The 24,119-nt window shown below is 66.8% G+C and carries 10 protein-coding genes; 6 read left to right on the top strand and 4 right to left on the bottom strand.

Annotated features, from left to right (window positions below; all coding sequences use genetic code 11):
• The gene (locus Aut01nite_RS44560; RefSeq protein WP_152628917.1) at positions 1 to 11,757 is read right to left on the bottom strand and encodes a LamG-like jellyroll fold domain-containing protein; all 11,757 of its coding nucleotides are present in this window, start codon (positions 11,755 to 11,757) and stop codon (positions 1 to 3) included.
• A gap of 185 nt (positions 11,758 to 11,942) precedes the next feature.
• Between Aut01nite_RS44560 and Aut01nite_RS40635 the strand changes: the two genes are divergently transcribed.
• On the top strand, positions 11,943 to 12,443 hold the full coding sequence (locus Aut01nite_RS40635; protein WP_152628916.1) for a hypothetical protein: 501 nt from the start codon (positions 11,943 to 11,945) through the stop codon (positions 12,441 to 12,443).
• Between the two features lie 585 nt (positions 12,444 to 13,028).
• Here Aut01nite_RS40635 and Aut01nite_RS40630 read toward each other — a convergent pair.
• Positions 13,029 to 13,754, bottom strand: coding sequence for a DUF8175 domain-containg protein (locus Aut01nite_RS40630; RefSeq protein ID WP_152628915.1), 726 nt, complete (start codon positions 13,752 to 13,754; stop codon positions 13,029 to 13,031).
• Positions 13,755 to 14,225: 471 nt separating this feature from the next.
• On the opposite strand from Aut01nite_RS40630, the gene Aut01nite_RS40625 reads away from it, so the two are divergent.
• The gene (locus Aut01nite_RS40625; RefSeq protein WP_043528782.1) at positions 14,226 to 15,224 is read left to right on the top strand and encodes an IS481 family transposase; all 999 of its coding nucleotides are present in this window, start codon (positions 14,226 to 14,228) and stop codon (positions 15,222 to 15,224) included.
• A 685-nt stretch (positions 15,225 to 15,909) separates the two neighbouring features.
• Here Aut01nite_RS40625 and Aut01nite_RS40620 read toward each other — a convergent pair.
• Entirely contained in the window at positions 15,910 to 16,575 is a 666-nt protein-coding gene (locus Aut01nite_RS40620) for a hypothetical protein (RefSeq protein WP_052164173.1), read from the bottom strand.
• Between the two features lie 202 nt (positions 16,576 to 16,777).
• Between Aut01nite_RS40620 and Aut01nite_RS40615 the strand changes: the two genes are divergently transcribed.
• Positions 16,778 to 18,193, top strand: a complete 1,416-nt coding sequence (locus Aut01nite_RS40615) for a tyrosine-type recombinase/integrase (RefSeq protein ID WP_236642924.1) — start codon at positions 16,778 to 16,780, stop codon at positions 18,191 to 18,193.
• Between the two features lie 807 nt (positions 18,194 to 19,000).
• Positions 19,001 to 21,190, top strand: coding sequence for a sensor histidine kinase (locus Aut01nite_RS40610; RefSeq protein WP_161790695.1), 2,190 nt, complete (start codon positions 19,001 to 19,003; stop codon positions 21,188 to 21,190).
• Here Aut01nite_RS40610 and Aut01nite_RS40605 read toward each other — a convergent pair.
• Entirely contained in the window at positions 21,128 to 21,604 is a 477-nt protein-coding gene (locus Aut01nite_RS40605) for a hypothetical protein (RefSeq protein ID WP_161790694.1), read from the bottom strand. The genes Aut01nite_RS40610 and Aut01nite_RS40605 overlap by 63 nt on opposite strands.
• A 262-nt stretch (positions 21,605 to 21,866) precedes the next feature.
• Between Aut01nite_RS40605 and Aut01nite_RS40600 the strand changes: the two genes are divergently transcribed.
• Positions 21,867 to 23,438, top strand: coding sequence for a sensor histidine kinase (locus tag Aut01nite_RS40600; protein WP_152628914.1), 1,572 nt, complete (start codon positions 21,867 to 21,869; stop codon positions 23,436 to 23,438).
• 9 nt (positions 23,439 to 23,447) lie between these two features.
• Complete coding sequence (locus Aut01nite_RS40595) at positions 23,448 to 24,110, top strand: response regulator transcription factor (RefSeq protein ID WP_043528777.1); 663 nt, start codon at positions 23,448 to 23,450, stop codon at positions 24,108 to 24,110.
• Positions 24,111 to 24,119 lie beyond the last annotated feature (9 nt).

The following is a 24,119-nucleotide window of genomic DNA, read 5'->3' as shown; positions in this document are numbered from 1 at the left end:
TTAAGGAGCCGTTGCCCACGGGATACCAAACTTAGTCAACATGGGTGCACAGCGCCCAGCACACGGGACGAGAGCCGACGTTCCGATACCTGTGGGATCGGGCATCACGGCAAGCAAGTTCTCTTCCGCATGAAGCTGATCGCGCTTCACTGTTCCATCGCGCTTCACTGTCTTGGATGGCGCTCGTTGTAGACCAAGTTTTCCAATGATCTCCCGTTGCTTACGCGTGAAAGAGGAACTCGAGTTGCTGGCCACAACCAGTGTACCGTCAGCGTCCGTACCGACAGCGATAACCTGCTGTCGTAGCTGCGCTGGGTGCACATCAGGCGCATTTTTGACCTGACTGGCGAGCGATGCCAGTTCAGCCGGCGTTTTGGTGCCCCCTGCAGCTTGCGGCAAGGAGGCGACTGCACCGACTCCGCCGCCATCGATGGGACAGGACGCACCGGTAACTCCGAGGCTAATAAGCCCGGGATCATTATTGTGAACAAGAACTGGTGCATTGCCTGCAACTACGAAGTAGGTGTGGATGTCGTCGACGGTGAGGTCACGCATCACCTTGGCGCCGGTGAAGTTCCGGACGGCGGTGACGTATTGGATCTGTCCGTCGGGGCCTACGAGCGTGGATTCGCCGGCGACCAGGTCGGCCGCGTCGGTCCATGTGCCGGTGGTGGCGTCCCAGAACGGGTGGTGTGCCGTGGTTTCCAGCGTCGAGGTGGTGGGGCCGCGGGTACTGCGGTCGCCCTTGCCCTCGTTCACCGTCTTGTTCGCCGCCGCTGAGGCGGGCTGGTCGGAGACGGTGACGTCGGTCAGTTCCAGGTCGCGGTTGGCGTGCAGCAGGCTGACCTGCCGTGCGCCTTCCTCACCGGTGACCGGGTCCTTGGCCTGGACCTCGTCGCCGATGTTGACCGCGGAGATCGGTCGGGTGGTGCCGTCGGCCATCAGGACCAGAGTGCTCGGGTCGAAGCTGTGCGTCTTGCAGCCCTGGACTGCTGGCGCATCGGCCTGTTCGGCGACCTCGGCGTCGTTGGCCTGGTCGTTCTTCTGCTCGGACGCTTCCTTCTTCGACTTCGCCGGCTGATCGTTGGTCGCGGAAGCCTTCTGGGGCTTGGCGTCCTTGGTCGGCCGCTTCTCCTTCTCCTTTTCCTTCTTCGGCTCGGTCTTCGGCTTTTCCGGCTTGGTCTGCTTGGACGGCTTCGGCTTGGGTTCCGGCTTCGGCTTGGGCTTGGGCTTCTTCTTGGCCGCGGGCTTCTTTTTCTTCTTCGGCGGCTTCGGCTTCTTCGGGACCTTCTTCATGACGTCGCTGAGCAGCTTGCGGCCAGCGTTGATCGCGTCCGACGCGCGGCGCATCGCGGTTTGAGCGCCGTCGACGATACGTTTCCACATGCGGTAGCCGTCGAAGGCCCTGTCGACGGCCTTGAGAATGGAGCGGCCCATTTTGATCATCTTCCATGGGCCGGCCACGTTGGAGGCCAGATCGGCGCAGTCCCAGAGGCTGCCGCCGAGGCAACCTTCCAGGGCGGTCCAGCCGAGCATCTCAAGGAGCATGCCGACGCCGACCTCCCACAGGATGTCCTTGAGCGAGGTTTGGGACTCCCGCTCGGCCCGCTGGAACTCGGCTTCGTCCGAGGCGATTTGGCTGCTGGCGGCCTGCATGTCGCGGTCGCGCTGTTCCATCGCTTCGGTGAACAGGTCCATCGCTGCCTGGTACTTCTTGACCTCGCAGGCGTAGTCGTACTCGCCGCATTTGCCGTCGACGGCGTTGCCGGTGGTGTCGGTGTTCGACATCGGGTCGCCTTCGGCATACGCGAACCGGTTGGCCGAGCCCGAGGTCGGGGTGGGGCTGTTGTCAGCGGTGTCGCGGGTGTCGAAGGTACCGGTGTTCGGGTCGTACCAGCGTGACCACATGTTGACCTTGCCGGTCGTCTGGTCGGTCCATTCCTGCTGGTAGCCGAGCTTGCCGACCATGCCGCCGGCCGCCAGGACCTTGCCCCACGGGTCGTAGGACACCGATCCGGTCAGCGTGGTGCCGTTGTCGGTGAACTCGGCGACCACGTCGGTGTGGGTGTCGGTCCAGGCGTAGCGCTTGGTGGTGCCGGAGGCGACGGCGACCAGGCTGTCGGCAACGTCGCGGACGTAGGTGGTGCTGCCGTCGGCGGCCACGTCGTTGCCGAGACCGGTGTAGGTGATCCCGGTCTGGATCATCCGGCCGAGACCGTCGTAGCTGTAGGTGCTGGTACCGCCGGTCTTGCTGCCCTGGGTGATGACCTGGTTGAACGCGTCGGTGACGGTGTTGACCGTCTGCCCGTTCGTGGTGGTCGAGAGCAGGGTGCCGCGTGGTGTGTACCGGTACGTCGTGCCGGAGGAGGTCTCCTCGGTTAGTTGATTGCGCTCGTCGTACTTGAACGTCTGCGTGCCCGCTTGGACCCGGTTACCGGACAGGTCGTAGGCGTACACCATCGGGGTGGTGCCGTTGTTCCACAAGGTCAGCCGGTCGGCCAGGTCGTACTCGTAGGTGTTGGTCGACGCGCCCTTGAAGCCGGTGGTCGTCTTCTTGGTCAGGCTGTCGTTGTCGTTCCACTCGTAGGCGATCTTGGCGATCGTGGCACCGGTGGAGTTCTGCAGTTCGTCGGAGGCGAGTTGCTGCCGGTTGTTGTAGCCGAGCTTGCGGACAGTGCCTGGGTAGTCGATCTGCTTGACCCGCGACATGGTGTCGTAGGTGTAAGTCATGTTGACGCCAGCGGCCGCGTTTTCCACCTTCTTCGGGCGGCCGGCCTCGTCGTAGAGGTATGACGTCGTCCCCGCGCCGTCGGTTCGGGTTTTCAGCGCGCCGTCGGCGTTGTAGGTGTATTCGGAGTTTCCGGAGACGCCGTTGATCGAGCGGAGCAGGCCGCGGTCGTCGTACCCGATGGTGTTCCTACCGGCGGCGCCGGTGAATGAGATCATCCGGCCGACCGCGTCGTACTCGTACGTCTTGTCCACCGTCGCGACCTGCGCGCCGCTGCCGGAACTCTTAAGCAGCCGGCCCATCGCGTCGTATTGGGAGTCGACCGTCACTCCACCCGGTGACGTGATCCGGGTCAAACGGCCGCCCTTGTCGTACGACATGGTGAACTTGCGGTCGTCCACTCCTGGTGTCGCCGTGGTGGCGGGCTCGATCTGCGTTTCGGGCAGACCCCACGAGTTGTAGGTGGTGATGAACTTGTTCTTGCGGCCGTCGGTGAACCGGGTCTGGCGGCCGGCCAGGTCATAGCCGAAATTCGTCGTGATCGCGGCCGACGCGCTGATCGGTTCCTTCTGTTCGATCAGCTGGCCGATGGCGTCGTAGGTGAACTCCTTCACCGTCCCCCGGGCGTCGGTGATCTGCACCGGGTTGCCGGAGGAGTCGAACTTCTGCGACTGAGAGCGCAGCGCCGAGGTGCCGCCCGGCGCGTACTGCGCCGATGCGGTCTGCCGGCCACCGAAGTCGTAGGTGACCGTGGAGTAGGAGGTGTCGGGCGCGATGGTCTTGATCGGCCGGCCGAGGCCGTCGTAGACGGTCTTGGTGATGTTGCCTACGGCGTCGGTGACCTGGGTGGGCTCGCCGACGCTGTTGTACATGGCCTTGGTGGAGATCTGGCCCGGCGAGACGATGGTCGTGGGCCACGGGCTGTTGTCGTACTGGTACTCGGTGGTGTAACTGGTGCTGTCCTGACGCACCGCCGACGTGCTCTTCTCCGTTCGGCCGAGGTAGTCGAATGTCGACGTGCTCGTCGCGCCCGTCGGGTCGGTGTGTGACAGCAGGTTGCCCAGCAGGTCGTAGGTGTACTTGGTGACGCCCTTGTCCGGGGTGGTGATCTGGGTGGTGCGGCCGAGCTGGTCGTACTTGTACTCGGTTGTTCCTTCAAGGGCGTCGGTGGTGGAGATGACCTGGCCGACGTTGTCGTACGTGACGGTCTTCTTGGCCCGGATCGCGTCGGCGGCGCTGGTCCCGGGTGCGGTGTAGGCCGGCGATTCCTGCTCGGTCATCCGGCCGAGGGCGTCATAGCGGCTGATGGTGACGTTGCCGTACGGGTCCCGCTGTGCGGTGGCCTCACCGAAGGTGTTGAACCCGATCCGGCTGACCGCGACCGTCGTGACCGGCTCATCCTCACCCACCACCTCGCTGATCTGCGGGGTCGTGGTGATGACGGCGCGGCCGACCTCGTCGTTCTCGATGTAGCTGGTCTGCGCGTTCGGTCCGGTCACCGAGGTCACCGAGCCACTCTGGTCAAGGCCATAGGTGGTCCGGCTGACCTGGGCGTCGGCGGCCGGAACGGCGCCGCCGGCCAAGTCGGCGACGGAGGAGGCGCTGAGCGCGTTGCCGTAGGTGCGGACGTCGTCGATCGATCCGGCGAACATGCCGGTCGTCGCGGTCTGCGCGCCGATGCGCAGGTCGGTGGCCAGGTTGTTGAACTGCTCCGTGGTCGAGATCGACGCCTTCACGACACCATCGACGTACAGCTGTGCGGTGCTGGCGCCACCCGGGCCGGAGGCGGGGGTGACCACGACCGCCAGGTGCTGCCAGGCCAGGGTCGCCGACCCCGTGGTCGGGGTGCCGACCAGCGAGCTGACGGTGCCGTCGCCCTTGCGGATGCCCACGCCCAGCTGCCAGGCGTTGGCGGCCTTGTCGTAGTAGACCTTCAAGGCCGAGTTGTCCAGGTCGCCGCCGATCGTGGCGACGTACCGGTCGGCGTCCTTGTTGGCGAGCTTGGCCCAGGCCGACAGGGTGTAGGGGCGGGTGGTGTCGACGGGCGGCTGGCCAAGGATCGAGCCGGCGGTGTTGCCGGTGAAGGAGGCGGCTCCGTCCAAGCGGCCCGCGTCCCAGCCGACCGCGCCGGTGATGGTGCCGGTGTTGTTGCCTGCCGAGTCGGCGGTGGTGGTGCCGCCGGTCTGGTTCAGCTTCCAGCGCATGGCGAGCGTGGAGGCGCTGTTGAGGTAGGTGGTCTGCTGGCGGATGCGGCCGAGCCGGTCGTAGGCGGTGTCGGTCTGCCCCAACGCGGTGCTGCCGTCGGTCGTCTTGGTGCTGACGACATCGTCTTCGACCGAGTACTCGACGGTGTTGATGCGTTTGGTCGTCGTCGTGGTGATCTTGCCGGCGGCGTCTGTGTAGGGGGAGGTCACGTCGGTGGTCGAGGACCGCACCCGGCCAGCGGCGTCGAAGTCGCGGGTCGTCTTGGTCAGGCCGTTGTTGGTGATCTGCTCGACCTGCTGGCCGGCGGCGTTGTACGCGTTCTGTTCCATCACGTACTTCTTGCCGGTCGTCGGATTCTCCCGGGTGACCGTGCGCAGCAGGTTGTTGTCGGTGTAGGTGTAGGAGGTGACCCATCCCATGGCGTCGGTCTCGGCCTGGAGCCGGCCGGCCGGGTCGTAGCTCAGACCCCGCAGCGGCAGGTCCCGCGGTTCGGCGCCCTCGGACTCCTTCCAGTTCTTCACCACGGTCTCGATCTCGTTGCCGACCGCGTCGAAGACGGTCTGCACCTCGCTCTTGTCGGCGTTGATCTGGGAAGTGATCCGGCCGTACGCGTCGTAGCGGAACGCGGTGACGTTGTCGAGCGCGTCGGTCTGCGTGATCCGCCGGCCGAAGCCGTCGTAGCCGTAGGAAACCTTCCGCGCCGCGTCGCCGCCGGTGGCGTCGGATACCTCCTCGGACAGCATCAAGCCGTCGTCGTTGTACTCCAGCGTGGTGACCGGGGTGTGCGGCGGGCCGCTGACCGCGTTGCCCACAGCGGGGTCGATGACCTTCACGACCCGGTCGAGACGGTCGTGGATGTAAGTCGTGGTCGCGCCAGCGACCCCGTTGACGACCTCGATCTCCTTGGTCTTGCGGCCGAGGCCGTCGTACTCGTAGCGGGTCACCAGACCGGCCGGGTCGGTCTGCTCGGCGATGTCACCGTTGGCGTAGTACAGGATCGTCTGCACACCGCCGCCGGGCTTCACCACCTTCCACGGCAGGTCCTTCGGCGCCGCATAATCCGGGCTATAGGCGCCTGCGGCCCGGCCCTTGGTGACCCCGTCGGTGTAGAACGTCGACGTCTTGCGGCCCAGCGCATCGGTCTCGCGGGTCCGGTTGCCGTTCGCGTCGTACTCGTACTTGGTCAGGTAGGTGTTGTCGGTGACCGACGTCGACCCCTGCCCACGAACCTCCATCAACCGGTCGTTGCGGGGATCGGCCTGCGGGAGCTGCGTGGTCGCATCCGGATAGAAGCTGGAGTACGCCGTCGAGCACTTGTTCTCCGAGCGGTCCTGACATGTCGTGACCGCCACGACGTTGCCACGGACGTCGTGCTCGTTGATGGTCATGTTGCCGTTGGGGTCGGTGACCGTGCGCAGCTGGCCCTTGCCGCTGTACCCGTAGCGGGTGATCTTGCCCAGCGCGTCGGTGTCGGCGACCTTGCGCCCGTACAGCAGGTCGTTGCTCGTCTTGGTGATCGCCCCGGCCGGCCCGTCGACGGTGTAGTCGACCTGACCCGACGGCGCCGCCTTGACCTTGTCGCGCGCCTTGAACTGGTACGACGCCTGCTGCTCATCCAGCATCGAGTCGTAGGTGGCGAACTCGGCGATGGTGCCCTTGAAGTAGTTGCTGTAGGAGGGGACGCCCCAGAAGTTCCCGTTCGCGTGGTCGACGAAGCCGAAACCGGCGGCGTAGTAGGGGGAGGCCGGAACCAGCTTCTTCGTCCCGTTCGACTGCTGCACCTTGACGCCGTCGACGTACAGGGTCTGGTTGGTGCCGTTGGTGGTCAGCACGGCGTGGTGCCACTTGTTGTCGTTGACCGCCTTGTCGCTGGTCAGCGACAGCCGCCAGTTCTGCGCGCCGGAGGAGTTGCAGGTGCGGACCTGCAGGTCGGCGCCTTCGGTCGTAGAGCCGCCCGGGATCTCCAGGCAGAGGCCGGAGTTCATGTTGACCAGCGCGCCGCCGTCAGCACGCCATTGCTGCGCGGTGTTGTTGGCGCAGTCCCACAGCACGACCGGGCTGCCGCTGACGGTGCCGTCGGCGTAGGTGGTGAGGCACTTGCCGTACGCCTGCATCATGAAGGCGCTGTTGTCGGTGTTCGACGGCACCAGCGACCAGTTCTGGGCGATCCCGCCGTAGCAGGTCAGTGACTGGATGGCGGTGCCGTTGGCGGTGTTGCCGGAGGTGACGTCGGCGCACTTGTCGGCGACGCCGACGGAGTTCAGTGGGCCGGTCGGCGTGGCCGACGGTGACAGGGCGCGCAGCTTGCCGTCCGCGGTGATCCACATGGTGGGTGTGTCGTACTGCTGGGGGTTGTTCGCGTTGTACCGGGTGCCCATCAGCACGGTCGAGGCGGTGGTGGTGTTGAACCACAGCGACACCGAGCTGGGGCCCTCCTTCATCACCCCGGTCGGCAGGGACAGGTAGGAGCGGGTGCCGTCGAAGTACGCCGCCTTGCCGTATGGCCACCCGAACGGGCTGTCCGCGGTGCTGAGGCTGACCTCGTTGTAGGCGGCGTTGCCGCCGTTGACCTGGTTGGTCGCGAAGGTGGGGCTGCCGCTGTCGGCCAGGCGCCAGTAGTTGGTCGGGGCGCCACCGAGAACGGCGCTCTCGTACACCTTGGTGGTGCCGGCGACCTCGGGGGCGCGCGGCTTCCAGACACCGCCGTTGCCGTCGGTCACCTGGGCGACCTTGCCGGTGACCTCGTTGTAGACGACGGCCGCGGTGACGCCGTCATCGGGATCCGGGGTGGTGCTGCCGGACGGGCGGACGACCTTCGTGATCGGCTTGATCGCGGTGTTGGCCGCCAGCAGCGCATCGACCACCGGCTTGTCGACCGAGGAGTCGAAGTAGGCGACCTCGGCGATCGAGCCCTTGAACCGGTTGTGCCAACCCTCGTTGCTGACCGAGTTGACGACCGGCTGGTTGGGCCAGCCTCCCCCGAGGAAACCGCGGCCGATGTAGGAGATGTACGGGCTCATGTCCTGCACGGTCACGCCCGACTCCGAGGCGACCTGATAGCCGTCGACGTAGATCAGCTGCTTGTTGCCGGAGGCGGACAGCACCACGTGGTGCCACTTGCCGTCCGCAACCGTGACAGTGGACGCCATCGGCGTGTGGCTTCGGAACGGGAACAGCTGGTTGGTGAACCGCTTGGCGTTGCAGGTCCAGATGTGCGTCCCGCTGCCCTTGGTGTTCGCCTGCAGGGTCAGGCAGGCGCTCGAGGCGAGGTTGACGAGCTGGCCGTCGACCTGGACGTCCCACTCCTGGGAACCGTCGGTGGTCTTGCAGTCGTCGAGGACGACGTCGGTGCCGTTGGTGAAGTTGTTGTCCTGGGTGTCCAGGCACTTGGCGGCACCGCCGGTGGTGACCATCAGCTGCCGGTCGGAGGTCCAGGCGAATGCCTGGTTGCTGTAGCCGGTGCAGTCGGCCAGCACGATCACGGTGCCGTTGGCGGTGTTGGGTGTGCCGTCGGCCTTCATCGGAACCGTCAGACACTGGCCGTGCGTGGCGGACTGGAGCGGGCCGAGCGTGGTGGCGACTCGCGGCGCCTTCGGGAAACCACCCATCAGCCTGCCGTCGGAGCCGACGTACAACGTCGGGTTGTACGGCTGAACCGTCTTGGTGGCGGCCTGGTCGGCCTCCAGCGCATGGCTGTAGAGGACGCCTCCCGGCGTGGACGTCTTGAACCACATGCTGATCGACTGGTTCGTGGCGTCGCTGGAAAGGCGTGCCGGCACCTGCAGATGCGACGTCGAGCCGTCGAACACCGCCGCGGTCGCGGGCGATCCGGCGAGCGGGCCGGGCTGGCCCAGGGTCACACCGGTGCTGCTGTAGGTACCGACGTCAGTGCCGGCGTTCTCGATCACCGAACTGTTCGCCTTGGCGCCGCCGGTCTCGGTCAACCGCCAGTACGACGTGGGGCGCACGTTGGCGACCGCGGTCTGGTAGGCGGAGGTGGACTGCCCGTACTCATACTGGTGGCACTTGCTGTCGTCGGTCGGCGGGCACACCTTCGTCAGATGGCCGCCGTTGTACTGGTACTTCCACGTGTTCGCGGTGGCCGGGTCGCCCAGGACCGCCGGGTCCGTGACGACCTGCTCGACACGCTTCGGCGTGGTGCTGGACCAGCGGAAGGCGAGGACCCGGCCGGACGCCGACGTGACCGTCGTCGCCACCCCGCCGGTGTAGGTGAAGGTCTGCGCCCGGCCGGCAACGTCCTTGATCACGGAGATCGCGTACCTGCCGTCGGCGACCTTCTGCGCGAACTCGTAGGTGGTGCCACCCTTCTCGGCCAGCGTGTACCCGCCGGTCGGAATGGGGCGCAGGGTGGCGTTGCGGCCCGCGGGCGAGTAGTACGTGCCGTTCGCGTTACGGCCGAACGCGACGTCACGGCCGTTCGGATAGGTCACGACGACGGTGTTGACCACAGTGGTGCCGCCGACGGTCGCGGTCTTGTCCACGACCTTGGTGTCCAGCACACTCGACCAGCCGACACCGAACGCCTGATCGGTACGGGGATCGATGCTGTTGTAGGAGCGGGTGATCTCCAGCGGCGGCCCGACCGTGGGCACCATCGCGTCCCGGGCCGAGGCCGTGTAGTTGCCGATCACCGGGTCGAAGCCCTGGCCGTCGTTCTGTGACAGGCCGGAGGTGATCGGCGGCTGCGGCACCGGTGTGGTGAGCAGGTTCTTGATCGCGTACTTGACGTTGTTGGTCAGGCCGTCGGAAACCAGCGTGGTCCAGTAGTAGTTCTCGCCCCAGACCAGCTTGCCCGGCGGCACCGTCCACGACTTCTTAGTGGTCCAGGCAGAGCCCGCGATCTCGGTCTTGGCGTCCTTGGCGTAGACCACGAACCGGTACAGCATGGACTTCGGCCAGTCGTCCGGGTCGGTCGCGTCGGCTACCAACTCCGGCGTCAGCGTCGTCGACGCTGCGCCGTAGACCGGGTACTGCTCGTTGACCTGCGGATCGACGTTGTAGTCGTAGGTCAACGACAGGTACGGCGCGTAGCTGCCGTCGCCGTAGGCGCGGGAGGTGAACCGCTTCCAGCCGGCCGAGTTGGTCTCCGCGGCCGTCAGCGCCAGACCGTAGTTCGGCATGGTGCCGTTGGCCCAGCCGTTGAACGTGCGGACCGGCAGCGACACCGATCGCCACGCGCCCTTGGCCCGGTCGTTGCCGGTGTTCGTACACGCCGGATTGTTGTCCGCGATGGTCCACGTGGCGATCGGCGTCGTGTAGGCGGGGCCGGCCGCCAGGCCACCGCCCGCCGACTGGATGGCAGGACCGTTCCAGCTTTGAGTGATCCGGTGCACATAGACCGGCAGGCGGTTGGTGCAGTCGAACGACCAGGTGTGGTAGGCGTTCAGCTGCGCCGCCCGGATCTGCACACCCAACAGGTCACCGGTGTTGAAGTTGTCGAACTTGATGAACGACCGCGCCTTGGTGGTGCCGCCGTTGAAGGTGCCCACCGGCAGGTTGTCGCTGCCGGCGTGCGTGGTCGTCGACGAGTCGTTGTCGACGAACGCATCGCTGGTGGCGCCGTTCTCCTTGTCCAGCCAGTCGATCGTCGGGTCGATGCGGACCGGGTACTGACGCGCCGGATCGTTGAGCCAGGCAGCGTCCGCGGTGACCTTCAGCGCCGGGCCGCCGTCGGCGGTGACCAGTTCGTAGTTCACCGCCGAGGACTCGGCCGGCACCCCCGACTTCGGGTCGACCTTCGAGTCCTGCATCCATCCGGCCGGCACCCGCAGCGCCACCGCACCGTTCGCGCCGACCAGCTCCAACGAGCCGTCCGCCGCCTTGCGCGCGGTCAGTCCTTCCATCTTCAGCGGGAACAACCACTCGTTGCCGGCCGCCGGCGAGTGCAAGACGATCGTCTCCTTCAGGCCACGCTTGGTGGCCTGAAGCTCCAGGTCCGTGCCCGGCAGGATGTTCGCGTAGGTCGCCTTCGAGTCCTCGACGACCGCGGGCACATCCGCAGCGCCAGCCAGGTCGTAGGCGAATGTCTGACCCGACGGAGTCTTCACCGTCGCCAGCGCGTCGTCCGCGGACTCGACCTTGAGCCCGGCCCCTGCCGTCGCCGCCGCGGACGCGGAAACCTCAGGAGACGGGGAACCCGGAACCGACGGGGCCGCGGCAGCGGAGGGGGAGGTGGAGGCCGCCGGGGACGCCGGAGCGGATGGGGAACCGGCGCTCGGGGCCGGCGACGTCGTCTCGTCGGCGGCGGTCGCGGCGAACGTCACGTCGACGGAGTTGGCGCCCGCCTCGATCCGGTCACCGCGCTGGGTGAGCGTGGTGTCGATCGGCTGGTACGTACCGTCAGCCGCCCGGTAGTTGACCCGCTCCTCGTGCAGATGCCGGGTGATCGAGCCGTCCTCGTTCTGGAACTCGTCGGACTTCTCGGTCGACCGCGCCGGCAGACGCTTGCTGGTCTCCTCGCTGAAGCTGCTCTCGTCACCGGGCTTCTTCGGCGTCGTGGCAGCCCTCGCCTCCGGCTGCGTCGGCAACGCCGGATCGACGATGCCCTTGCCCCTGCCCGGCGCCTTGCCCGCACCACCGTTGGCGGTCGTCTCGCCACTGGACACGTAGTGGTCCACGTCGTCCGCGCCACCGGCCCATTCCTGCACCGGAAGCCCGCCGACGGCGGCCAAAGCCGCGACCTGACGCAACGGCGCAAGCAGCCCCGACAACGGCCAACCGCCGTTCGCCGGGACAACATCCGGTGGTACGCCCAGCGACAGCCCCACGACCAGCGCGGTGACGACAGCGATACGCCGCCTCATGAGTAAGCCCCATCCACAGGTTCTTCCAAGGTGCCGCGGCAGCATGCAGCAAGGTCATCACTCTGTGCAAGATGTTGAAATGATGGCCAGGCATTGCGTAGCCTCCCCCGGTGCCGAAAAAGACGAGGTCAAAGCGGTTGAGGTGGAATAGGTCACAGCGCTCCGCTATTCCACAGTGGCTCTACGTGAAGGCGACGAAATTGGGCAAGTCGCGATTAATCGCTTTCGGCGCCTTACTCAGCGTCATCGTGGGGCTCATCGCCTGGGCTCTCTGGCCGGAACCGCCGCGCCAGCGTGAGTACCTCGACGCCACCGCCTGCCTACTCACCGACGAGACCGGCGTCACGGCTGAGCCGGCCAAGACCGTGTGGCACACCATGCAAGAGGCATCGGCGGCCAGCCTGGTACGGGTTCAGTACCTTCCCGTCCGTGGCCCGCAGACCACCGACAACGCCGCCGCGTACCTCGCCTCGCTGACCAGCAGCCGCTGCGGCGCCGTCATCGTCGCCGGCAAAGCGCAGATCGACGCGGCCGCAGCCAACGCCGACAAGCACCCCGAAGTCAGTTTCATAGCCGTCGGCGCCGCTACGAACACCCCAGGAATGCGGGCCATCGATCCCAGTTCGGTCGACGACCTCCGGGAAAGCTTGGATAAGCAGCTCGCAAAACTCGCTGAACAGGCGTGACCTAAGCAGTCGGCAGCCGGACACAGCACCGCCGGCCTCGCCGGCGGCTTGGAGCCGTCGGCATATCTGCGCACACGAACGCCAGAGCGTCCGCCGTGACAACCCGGCCCGGTGCTGTGCCGACCATGGTGAAACACCTTCAGGTCACAGGCGACGCGACCGCAGTGTTCAGCCTCGCCGGCACCGCCCGGAGCTTCGGATACGCATTCGCCAGAACCCGTTGACCTGCACGTACACCGGGTCGGCAACCACCGACATCCGGGCCGGTGGCGGCGGGAACGGGCGGCGTCGGTCAGCAGCGGCGTGGCCGCGTTCGGCGAGCAGTTCCTCGACGTCACGGTAGGAGAGTCCGTAACGCGGGTAACAGCGCTACGGTGCGGCGATCGGCTCGCCCGGAATTCGGAAGCCTGCGAATGTCGAAGGGGAGGCAGGCGACGCGTTGATCGGATCGACGACTTCATCGACCACGTTCGCCTCGCTCATCTCAACGCTCAACGCAACGGAGCCAGGCGATGCGCTGGCCGCAGCGGGGACAGAGCGGCTGTACAACTCCAGGGCACACTCGGCGTTCTCGGCCGCGTGCGCTCACCTGGAGGACAACGACCGCGACGAAGCCTCGTTCTCGACGTCCTGAGGGGCATTCGAGTATTCCTGCCACCCTGGGCCGGCGGCGCGCAGCGCCTCACGGCGCTGGTCGGCCGGCAACGGTGCATCGCCGGGCACGGCATCCAGCGTGTCTCCCGGTACGTGATCTTCAGGGAGGGTCTCGTAGCGGCGCAGCTTCCAGTCGTCGGCGGCCCAGGTCACGACCGTGGCGGCCGTGGTGCAGGTGCGCTGCGGATCATCGCCGGAGCGGACTACCATGCATTCCCAAAGATTGATGGTGGCGCTGTGCGGGTCACATGCAAGTACCTGAAAGCCGCCCCACTCCGGATGCGGTTCCAGCGCGATTCCGCTGTTGACGGCGGTGCGCATACCCTCGCGGTGGCTTTCCATGCTCTCGGCGCCGGCGTCGGTGATCTGGCCGATCAGCTTGTCACCGTACGGCCGCACCCACTCCATCCGGGTCGCTGAGGAGACGTAGTTGGTGGCCGCGGCGATCGCGCCCTCGCAGTCGTGCTGGTAACGAATCGGCGTCTTGCCGTCAACGGCTCGCTCCGACCCGCCCTGGCCCGCGACGACGACATACCGCGGGCTCTCTTCCGGCAGGGTCGTGGGCGCTGACGGAGGCGGAGTGCTGCCGGACGAGGTGATCACAGTGCCGATTCCGACCCCGAGCACCGGGATGATCGCCAGCGCAGCCGCGATCATCCACCCCCACCTCGGGCCGCGCGTTGCGCCCTGCTTACTCATCGATGGACCTGCTCCGAACTCGTTTTGAGGAAGGCCAAGACTGCCAGACTGTAATTCTTCGAGGTAGATGCAGAGTGCGTGAGTGAAACCACTTTTAAAGTCTGCGCAAAGGCCTAAGTAGGCCCTCTCACAAGCAGCCGCGCGGTGCCCGGATAGAAAGAGCGCATTCCTTATCGACTGGGAGCTACTGCATGCCATTCATCGCTTCTCTGCGGGAATGGGTGTGTAATGCGGCGCCGTCACGTTTAGGCGCCGGAGTGTAAAGGCCGACCGTTTTCCGAGTCCTGCCTAGCTGTGATGTCCAGGGACGTTGGTCGAGGAAATGCGACCACTCGATCTGACGATCATGGCCTGATTCTGTGAACGATGAAGGCCTCCAGCGATGCAGTGGAGTTGTCGAGAAACCACTGACCAGCACCGGAGGCCTTCATGTCCCACGCTAACGCCGCGCTGACCCCGCGGGCGCGATTGCGGCTGGCGCGTCTGATCGTGGATCACGGCTGGTCACCCGCACGAGCAGCCGAACGCTACGACGTGTCCTGGCGCACCGCCGCGAAATGGGCCGCCCGCTACCGCACCGAAGGCGAAGCCGGCATGACCGACCGCTCGTCACGCCCTCGCCGGCAACCGAACCTGACCCCGGCACCAACCATCCGCAAGATCGAGCACCTGCGCAGAAAACGACGCCTCGGCCCCGTGCCCATCGCCGACCAGCTCGGCCTGGCCGCCTCCACCGTCCACGCCGTCCTGCGCCGTAAAGGGCTCAACCGGCTCACCCACCTCGACCGCGGCACCGGCGAACCGATCCGCCGCTACGAACACGCCGCACCCGGCGACCTGCTGCACGTCGACGTCAAGAAACTCGGCAACGTCCCCGACGGCGGCGGCTGGCGTTACCTCGGACGCCAAGCCGGGGACCGCAACCGCCAAACCACCGCCCGCCGCACCGGCCAACGCGCCCACGACTACGAACCACGCATCGGCACCGCCTACGTCCACACCGTCATCGACGACCACTCCCGCGTCGCCTACGCCGAAATCCACGACGACGAAACCGCCCTCACCGCCACCGGCGTCCTGCACCGCGCCGTCGCCTGGTTCGCCGAACGCGGCGTCACCATCCACCGGGTGCTGTCCGACAACGGCTCCGCCTACAAATCGAGGCTCTGGCACGCCACCTGCAACGACCTCGGCATCACCGTGAAGAAGACCCGCCCCTACCGGCCACAGACCAACGGCAAGATCGAACGCTTCCACCGCACCCTCGCCGACGGCTGGGCCTTCACCAAGTTCTACAACTCGGAGAAAGCCCGCCGCAAAGCCCTACCGGCCTTCCTGCACGACTACAACCACCACCGACCCCACACCGCCATCGGCAAACTCCCACCCATCACCCGGTTGAACAACCTGGCTGGACATCACACCTAGCGCTCCCGTAGGGCGGTTCCGGCTCACCGGGCCGTTCCACTGCCATGACCGGTCGATCTGGGCTTCCCGTCGCCGACCGGGCATGACCAGCGGAGTTATTGGCTCTGCGGGATGAACTGCCATCCGGCGCCGCTGCGGTTGAGGATTACGTAGACCGGCTCCGTTGCGTTGAGCGTTGAGATGAGCGAGGCGAACTGGGGCGGCGAAGTCGTCGATCCGCTCTGTCACCAGTTACCACGACCCCACCGTGGAACAACGACAACAACTGACCGGATCGTGTGCGATGACGGAAACAGCGATGACCTTCAAACGACGCGGATGCCGCAACCAACGGGGGCGAACGCCTGGAAAAGAACTGCCCGCCACTGCCCGAGCGCGGCCACGGCTCCTGATACTTCCAATGCTCCACGCCGAACCTTCGGCGAAACGGCCCACAGCCAAGAAGCGGAGCCGCAGGTCACGCAGCCGCCGCGACCCGTACCGCCACGGAAAGTGCCGACCCCGAGACGCCACCCGCCCTCCACAAAGGCCTGACAACGAGAAAGGCCCGAACCGCGTTCCCGTGGCTCAGGCCTCAAACGATCAAGTGCGCCGCTCACCCGCCGCCGTCTACCAGGAATCCAGTGCTCGGCCATGACTTCCCCGGCCGACCCCGGGGCCCACCCACGCCGGTACGCCCGACCGTCTACCGCAGAACCTGTTCCAGACTGAGACGCAGGTTCTTCGCCCCCAGCTCCGAAACACCCGCATGACCGAGGACGTACCCCACAGCGGTGTCGAGGTCGATCAGCCCGCTGCGCATCACATCGTGCAGCGCACGGCGAGCGTGATCACGCTCGTGACTCCCGGTCCAGTTGTTGTGTCCGCCGGAGAACAAGGCCCTGTCGAGGGCCTTGCGTGCCTCCGCAGCAAGCGGCGGCGGCTCCGGGAACACCCCCGACAGATCCACCGCACCCGTCGCCGCAGCCCACCCGGCCAACGGAGTCATGGCGCTCTCCAAGACCACCAGCGCCGTTCCCCGGGCGAGATCAGCAGCCTGGCGTAGCGACCGGGCATCCGGATGAAACGCCAGCACCGCACCGTGCAACTGACGACGGTCGAGCGGATAGGTGAATCGGTATCGCCCGGCCAGCCGGGAAACCGGCCCTGGCCCGCCGTGCGACTTCGCGGCGTTGTAGAACACGACAGGTGTTGTCCCGTCAGCGGCGGCCTGCTTCTCGATCCACCGCACCGCGGTCTGCTCGAGTTCGTCCCACCGCGGCAGGTTCTCATCGGCATCAGGAATCCATGCAGCCGCCCGCAACAGGCTCGGATGCTGCCGCCACAACTCGTCATCCTGCTCACCAGCCACCGAATACCTCTTCCCTCAGGTCCTGCCGGAAAGTCAAGCAGCAGGGTCTGACAAGAATTCGGTACCGCGTCGCGCCGCCACTCGTCACATCCCTTTCCGCATCGCCGCGCCGGATCGGTCTGGGTGTCCCTCCGCCGGGGGAACCCCACGCCCTACCGCCACCATCACGCTCAATACATCGACTCACCGGCGGAGGACGACGATGACCAGCACCGGAAAGACCTTCAAACGATGCGGATGCCGCACCTGCCAGGGCAAACGGCTGGAACAGAACTGCCCCCGCCTGGCCGAACGCGGGCACGGCACCTGGTACTTCCACTGCTCCGCCCCGAACCTGCTCGGCCGCTCCGACCGCATCAGGCGCGGCGGCTTCCCGTCCCAGGCCGCCGCCCGCCAAGCCCGCGACGATGCTCTGGCCGACAGCGCCGCCCGCCGCACCGGTGACGGCTGGACCCTCGAACGATGGCTACGACACTGGCTCGACACCCGAACCCGGATCCGACCGACTACCCGGCTGCACTACACCCGCGCCGTCGAACTCGTCCTCATTCCTCGCCTCGGCCATTACCGGCTCTCCCACCTCGACGGGCCGCTCCTGCGCGCGGTGTTCGCCGAGATCGCGCAAACCACCAACGCCAAAGGCCTACCCCAGTCCGCATCCGCACTCAATCACCTGCGCACTACCCTGCGCGCCGCACTCAACCTCGCCGTCCGCGAGGAACTGATCGACAGCAACCCGGCCCGGCACATCGAGATCCACGGTTATCGGCGTCCACACGCCCAAGTCTGGACCGACGGCCGCGTCGAAGAATGGCAACGCACCGGCGAGCACCCGTCCGTCGCCGTCTGGACGGCCAAACAGCTCTCCACCTTCCTGGAAGCCAACGTCGAGGACTCCCTGTTCGCGTTCTGGTGGCTCGCCGCCCTGCGCGGGCTACGCCGGGGCGAACTCTGCGGACTCCGGTGGGCTGCGGTCGACCTCGACCGAGGGCTGCTGTTCGTCGAGCGCCAGCGCACCACCGCCGGCTACACCGTCGTCGAAGGCGAACGGAAGACCGCCGCCGGCCGCCGCGCCGTCGCCCTCGACCAACACACCGTCGGCATCCTGCGCGCCCACCGCAGCCGCCAACTTAACCACCGCGACCGCCGCCACGCCGCCGGGAAGATCTGGGTCGACTCCGGGTACGTGTTCACCCGCAAGGACGGCCACCCGATCAACCCGAACTACGCTACGACCCGATTCCGGAAACTCGCCGAGCGCGCCGGGCTGCCGCCGGTCCAGCTCCACGACCTGCGGCACGGCGCCGCTTCGCTCGCCCACGAAGCCGGCGCTGACCTGAAGACCCTGCAAGACCTGCTCGGGCACTCCAGCATCGTGGTCACCGCCGACACCTACACCAGCGTCCTGCCCGACTCCCAGCGCCGGTGTGCTGACGCCACCGCCGCCTTGGTGCTGGCAGCGGCCCGGCACACCCGCAAACGCATCAAGGAAAAGGCGGCGAAAAACCGGCCCCCCGAGCGCGACGAAAAAGAAACACCTCCGGCGAAACGGCCCCCAGCCAAGAAGCGCAACCGCAGGTCACACAGCCGTCGCCACGCGGGCCGTCACGGAAAGTGATGACACCCATGTGGCACCCACATGACACCCATCGTCCACACAGGCCGAACAGCAAGAAGGGCCTGACCCGCGTTTCCGCAGTTCAGACCCGACTAAATTTGGTGCGCCCGAAGGGACTCGAACCCCTAACCTTCTGATCCGTAGTTATTTGCTCGACGGAAAAGGTGATTCGAACCCAGAGGGCACTGGCCATGTTGGCATATATCAAGTTCGTGTTAGCGCGCACCGCTAGGTATCAGCTGTTCCACGCGCTCCGCCAAGTCAAGCATGGCCGCGATCGCGGGCCTAACACGACGGTCGTGTTGTTTAGGGTTATGTGGCGCTGGAACGGTTGCCGACGTTCGATCACCACGCGATCGAGGGCCACACACCACGCTGGAGCGTCGTGTTCTACGTCATACCTTATAGGTGCCGCCCACGCTCAACCATTCTTCATTATACGTCCCAATCCTCCCTTCCACCTGCCCGAAGCCATCGACGGCAAGGCCTCGGGAACCGTCGTATCGGCACGCTGTGAGTAACGCCTGCAGCGGCTCTGCCCAGACGCGCGTGCTGGCCGTACCGTTCACGAAGGCGACTTGCTATTTCGGCCTCTGCGGACTGCAATGTCACGTGACCGACTGCCCCGCGATGGGCTCCTCCTGCATGGCGTAGCACGTTTTATTCAGCTAACGCGGCCAAGCCGGTACCACCGCTTTGAACCTCACACCACCGCCCGCTTCCGGTGGTCTTGGGTGTAGGCCATTGCCGTGCCTCAAGGCCGCAGCCGGCATGCCAGCTGTCGTCAATGTCGGTATGATACCTTTCATGGCTTTTGCGGATACCCACCGGGATGAGCCGGGCCGACGTCGTACCGGTGGCAACATCGACCCGGAGCCGGTCCGGATGGATCCGCGGTCCGAGGGCTTGCCGCAGGCTGCAGCCGATCATCTGGTGGCGCTGGTGGCGCGGGCCGCGCAGGCGCCCGCCGCAATGGTTCTCCTGCTGGCCGGTGAACAGCTACGGCTGGTCGGAGCGTATGGCCTGCCATCGCACTGGCCGAGTTCTCCTTCGGTAGCCGTGTCGTCGGCGCTGGGCGGGCTGGTGATCTCGCGGGGAGCTCCCGTGGTCATCAGCGACGTCCTCGCTGATGACCGAGTGCCGACGGCTAGGCCAGAGCGTGCGGAGGGTGAACGCGCTTTCCTGGGCTATCCGATCCGCGACGGCGACGGTGCAGTGGCGGGAGTGTGCGCGGTGCTGGACTACCAGCCGCGGCAATGGCAGCCGGAGCACCTCACCGCAGTGGACCAAGGGGCGCGGGCGTGCACGGCGTTCGTGGGTGAACAACGCTCCGCCGCGCGGGCCGATGACGTGCAGAGGCTTCTGGCAGCACTGCTCGACAGCTTGCAGACCGGTGTAGCCGCATGCGACGCCGCCGGGTGGCTGATCTTCTCGAACAAGGCGAATCAGGACCTCAACGGCGAGTTGCCCGACGACATCGACCTGAGGACATGGGCCCGGCAGCAGACGGCCTTGACTCCTGCCGCGACGCTGCCTCCCGCCGTGGGCCCCCTGCTGCAGGCTCTCGCCGGCGAAAGCCTGCACGAGTCCGAGATCATGGTCGAACGGCGGCAGCAGCGACCTTCGATGCTGCTTGCCGACGCACAGCCCATCATCAACGTGGGTGGCGAGTCGCTGGGCGCCGTGGTCACGTTGCAGGACGTAACCCAACGGCACACTGCGGCCGTGTCGAAGGACTGCGAGCTGACGATCCGGCGCCTGCTGTCCGGCTCCGACACTCGCCCGGCCGATGAGCTCCTGCGCGAGGTCCTCACGACCATCGGGCGGATGCTCGACTGGGCGGCCACGGAGTTCTGGGCCATCGACGAGGTCGGTAACGTCCTGCAGCGGCATCTTCGGTGGACCGACGAGCGGAACCTGTTGCCGCCCGGTCTGCCGGACCGGCTGGGCCATGGTCAGGGCATGCCCGGGCGAGCTTGGCAGACCTCTGAGCCGGTATGGGCCACAGATCTGCACACCGACGCCGACGCTCGCGCACAGACTCTCGACTGGGGTCTGCTGCGCTCGGCGGTGACCGTGCCGGTGCCCATCGGATCAACCACCCGAGGCGTTCTTTCCTGTTACAGCACCTACACGGAAAGTCCCGATGATGTTCGCACCGCCGTCATGACCGGCGTCGCCGCTCATATCGGGCAGTTCCTCGAACGTCGACGCGGATGGGACTTGACCATCGAGCTCGGGCACAGCCGCGACGAATACATCGCCCTGGTCGGACACGAGATTCGCACGCCGCTGACCAGCATCCTGTCGTACACGGCACTGATGATCGACGACCCCGACCTGCCGACCGCCGATCGGGTCGAAATGCTCCAGGTGATGCAGCGCAACACCGGCCGCCTGCAGATCATCGTCGACAAGCTCCTCGACATCGCCGGCCTGCAGTCCGGCCACGTGACCGTGGATTTCCGGCGCATGGACCTGAGCGCTGTTCTGCTCGCCGCCGCCGCCACCGTCCGCGACCGGTTCGCCGACAGGGACGTCACCGTCGACGTCGACTCACCTGACGAAGCGATCCTGTGGGGCGACCCGCGCCGGCTCGCTCAGGTCGTCGACGAGCTACTGGCTAATGCCCTCGAGTGGGCCGACGAGGGCAGCCACATCACGGCGACCGTCACCGCTGACGGGCCCGCCACCCTGCTCACCGTGTCCAACACGGGGCAGGTCATTCCCGCGGCCGAACGCGAACGGCTCTTTCAACGCTTCTTCCGCACCCAGGGCGCCCTCACGAACGCTGTCCCCGGTACCGGGCTGGGACTGTCACTGGCCCGTACCATCATCGAACAACATGGGGGGACGATCACCGCCACCACCGACGACGACCCACCCGGCACCACGATCACCGTCCGGCTACCCACTGACCGGCCCACAGCAACATCACCGGAGCACTTGCGGGCGACAACAACCGACGCCGCACCCGGCGCAGCCCGGTATCGATGACGCCCCAGTAGTCGATGATAGGCCGCCGCCAACCGTGTTCCTGCGCAACTGCCTGCGCGGCAGGTCCTCCGTCCCACCGGCCACCAGTCGCCGGAGCAGGGCGGCTTCCATGGCCGCCACGGTGACCCCCTGGCCGTACATGGGATTGAAGCTCGGTCGCGCGTCCTTCTCCCCATGGGTGCGCACCGCCTCGGGGTAGCGCATCTTGACCGCGGGGCCGAGCGGTCGGGCGGTTCGGATGATCTCGGCCGGCTCCGGGCCGGGCAGCGACTGCGCGTAGGCCGGCATCCCGGCGTCGTCGGTGGGCGGGTCCTCGCCGAGCATCCCGGCCAGCAGCACCGCGAAGTCGCCGTCCTCCTGCCGTGCGGCGACCGCGGCACGGGGCAGGAACGACGGCCGTGTCCTTGATGTCACCGATGACCGGGCCGTTCTCGTCCTCGCCGAGGAGATCGAGGAGAGCGTCGGCCCGATCGACGTACTGATCGCCAACGCCGGGTACGGGCTGCCGTACTAAAGCGCATCTTCAAGTCGGGCAGAGGGGCTGCCCGACGCAGTCGGCAGCCATCACCACCGCGGTAACGTCGGCTTCCTCGCATCCGGATCCACGGCTCGCCCGCCGTCACCGCCGGGCATGTCCCTCGGATCGAGGCGTCGCGGCACTGATCCATAGTGGGGCGTGACAATTCGAGCCACGCTTGATCGTTGGTGGGCCGCGGCCCGTGGCGCAGGGCGGGCCCGGCTCACGTACGAGATCGGCCTCGCGCTGTTGATCTGTGTGATCTCCGTCGTGCCGGCCCTGGCCTTCAATATGGCGCCCGCCGCGCTCGCCCTGGTGGCCGTCAGCGCGCTGGTCCTGGTTCCGTTGCGGTTGGTGCATCCGGCGGGCGCGTTCGCTGCCGCTGCGGTCGTCGGCGCGATGACCGGTGGGCAGAACCCCCTCGTCATGGCGGTGATGGCCATCGCCGCCGGGTATCGGATGACCCATCGCGGACGTACCGTGGCAGCCTTCGTCGTCGGAATGCTGTGCCTCGGCCCCACCCTGCTGTACACGGACGCGATCGACCTCGGGTCACTGGTGATTCTGGTCGCCGACTACCTGATGTTCGGGGTGCTGCCGGCCATGGTGGCCTGGGTCGTCGGCCGGCGCCGGCGGTTGGTGACCGCGATGCACACCCGTAACGTGCAGCTCTTCGACGAGCAGGCCGCAGTGGCCCGGCAGGCTCGTGAGCGGGAACGCACCCGGATCGCCCGCGACCTGCACGACTCGCTGGGACACCAGCTGACCCTCATCTCGCTCTACACGGGCACTCTCGCCACCGCCGACGAGGCGCAACGAGAGAAGACCATCGGACTTCTGCGTACGACGTCTGCCGCCGCCATGGGCGAGCTACGGCAGATCCTCGGCATCCTGCATGAGGAGAACGGCGAGGAGCAGGGCGTCGCGAGGCCGTTGAGCAGCCTGGACGACCTGATCGTCAGGACCCGCTCGGCGGGCACCGAGATCGCTCTGCACCGCGACGGCGAGGCCCGGCCACTGGCGCCGATGGTCGAGCACGCCGCCTACCGAGTGATCAAGGAGGGCGTCACCAACGCCCTCCGCCACGCCCGGGGTGGGGCGGTCAGGGTGGCCCTGCGTTACGAACCGGACGCGGTGATCGCCGAAGTCGTCAACGACCCCGGGCCGCCGCACGACGGGCCCACCTCCGGCCAAGGGCTGATCGGGCTCGGGGAACGAATCCGCCTGGCCGGCGGCGCGCTTTATCACGGCCGTACCCCGGACGGCCGGTTCCGGATCGCTGCGATGCTCCCCTATGACGGGCAGGTGTCCGACGCCGCGCTGCCTGCGCCCCAACCGGCCGGGGACTTCACCCAGCAGATGTACCGGTCCGCGCAACGATCCCGGATCGGGCTCATCGCCCTGGGTGTCGGTGTCGCTGGTGTTGTCGGACTGTGCGCGGGCTCGCTGATCCTCGGTGAAACGATGATCACCGTCGACCGGAAGACCTACGACGCGGCCACGGTCGGCCAGAGCGAGATGGACGTACGCGACAGCTTGCCGGACCCGGAGGCGGCGACTGTGGGCACCACCGGCGGTGGTGCGGCCCCGCAGGGGACCACCTGTATCGACTACCAGGCGTCGTTGATCGCACAGCTGAGTGACGAGCACCCCGGCGATCTGCACTACCGGTTCTGCTTCGCCGACGGGGTACTGGCGGCCAAACAGGCTTTCTACGAGCCCGACGCCTAGGGTGGTCCGGTGACCGAACCGATCCGGGTACTCATCGCCGACGACGACGGACTCGTACGCGCCGGGATAGGCCTCATCCTCACACCGCTGCCTGATGTGGAGGTCGTCGCCGAGGCGACGAACGGCCGTGAAGCTGTCGATCTGACTGTCCGGCACCGGCCGACCGTGGTGTTGCTCGACATCCGGATGCCGGTGATGGAGGGGCTCGCCGCGCTACGGGAGATCCGCCGGACAGTCCCGGCCTCAGCGGTGATCATCCTGACGACCTTCGGCGAGGCCGGTTACGTGTCGGAGGCCCTCGCCGCGGGGGCAGCCGGTTTCCTGCTCAAGGATTCGGCGGTCGACGACCTCGCCCGGGCGATCCGGGCGGCCGCCGCGGGCGAGGCGTTCCTGACACCGTCCATCACTCGGCAGGTCCTCGACCGGCTGCCCCCCGCGACGACACCGGGAGAGCTCGCTGCCGCTGCACGGCTCGCCGCCCTCAGCGATCGGGAACGCGAGGTGCTTCTGCTGATCGCACAAGGCCTCTCGAACGCCGCTATCAGCGAGCAGTTGTGGATCACCGAGGCAACCGTGAAGACCTACATCAGTCGGCTCTTCGCCAAGTTGGAGTGCGACAACCGCGTGCAGGCCGCGCGGCTGGTGCACCAGTCCGGTCTGCTCCACCACTGATGTGCGGGC

Origin of the sequence: Actinoplanes utahensis, from assembly GCF_016862455.1 — a bacterium.
GTDB classification, from domain to species: Bacteria; Actinomycetota; Actinomycetes; order Mycobacteriales; family Micromonosporaceae; genus Actinoplanes; species Actinoplanes utahensis.
Note: the sequence above shows the minus strand (reverse complement) of the source record. Positions and strands in the feature narration are given on the sequence as shown.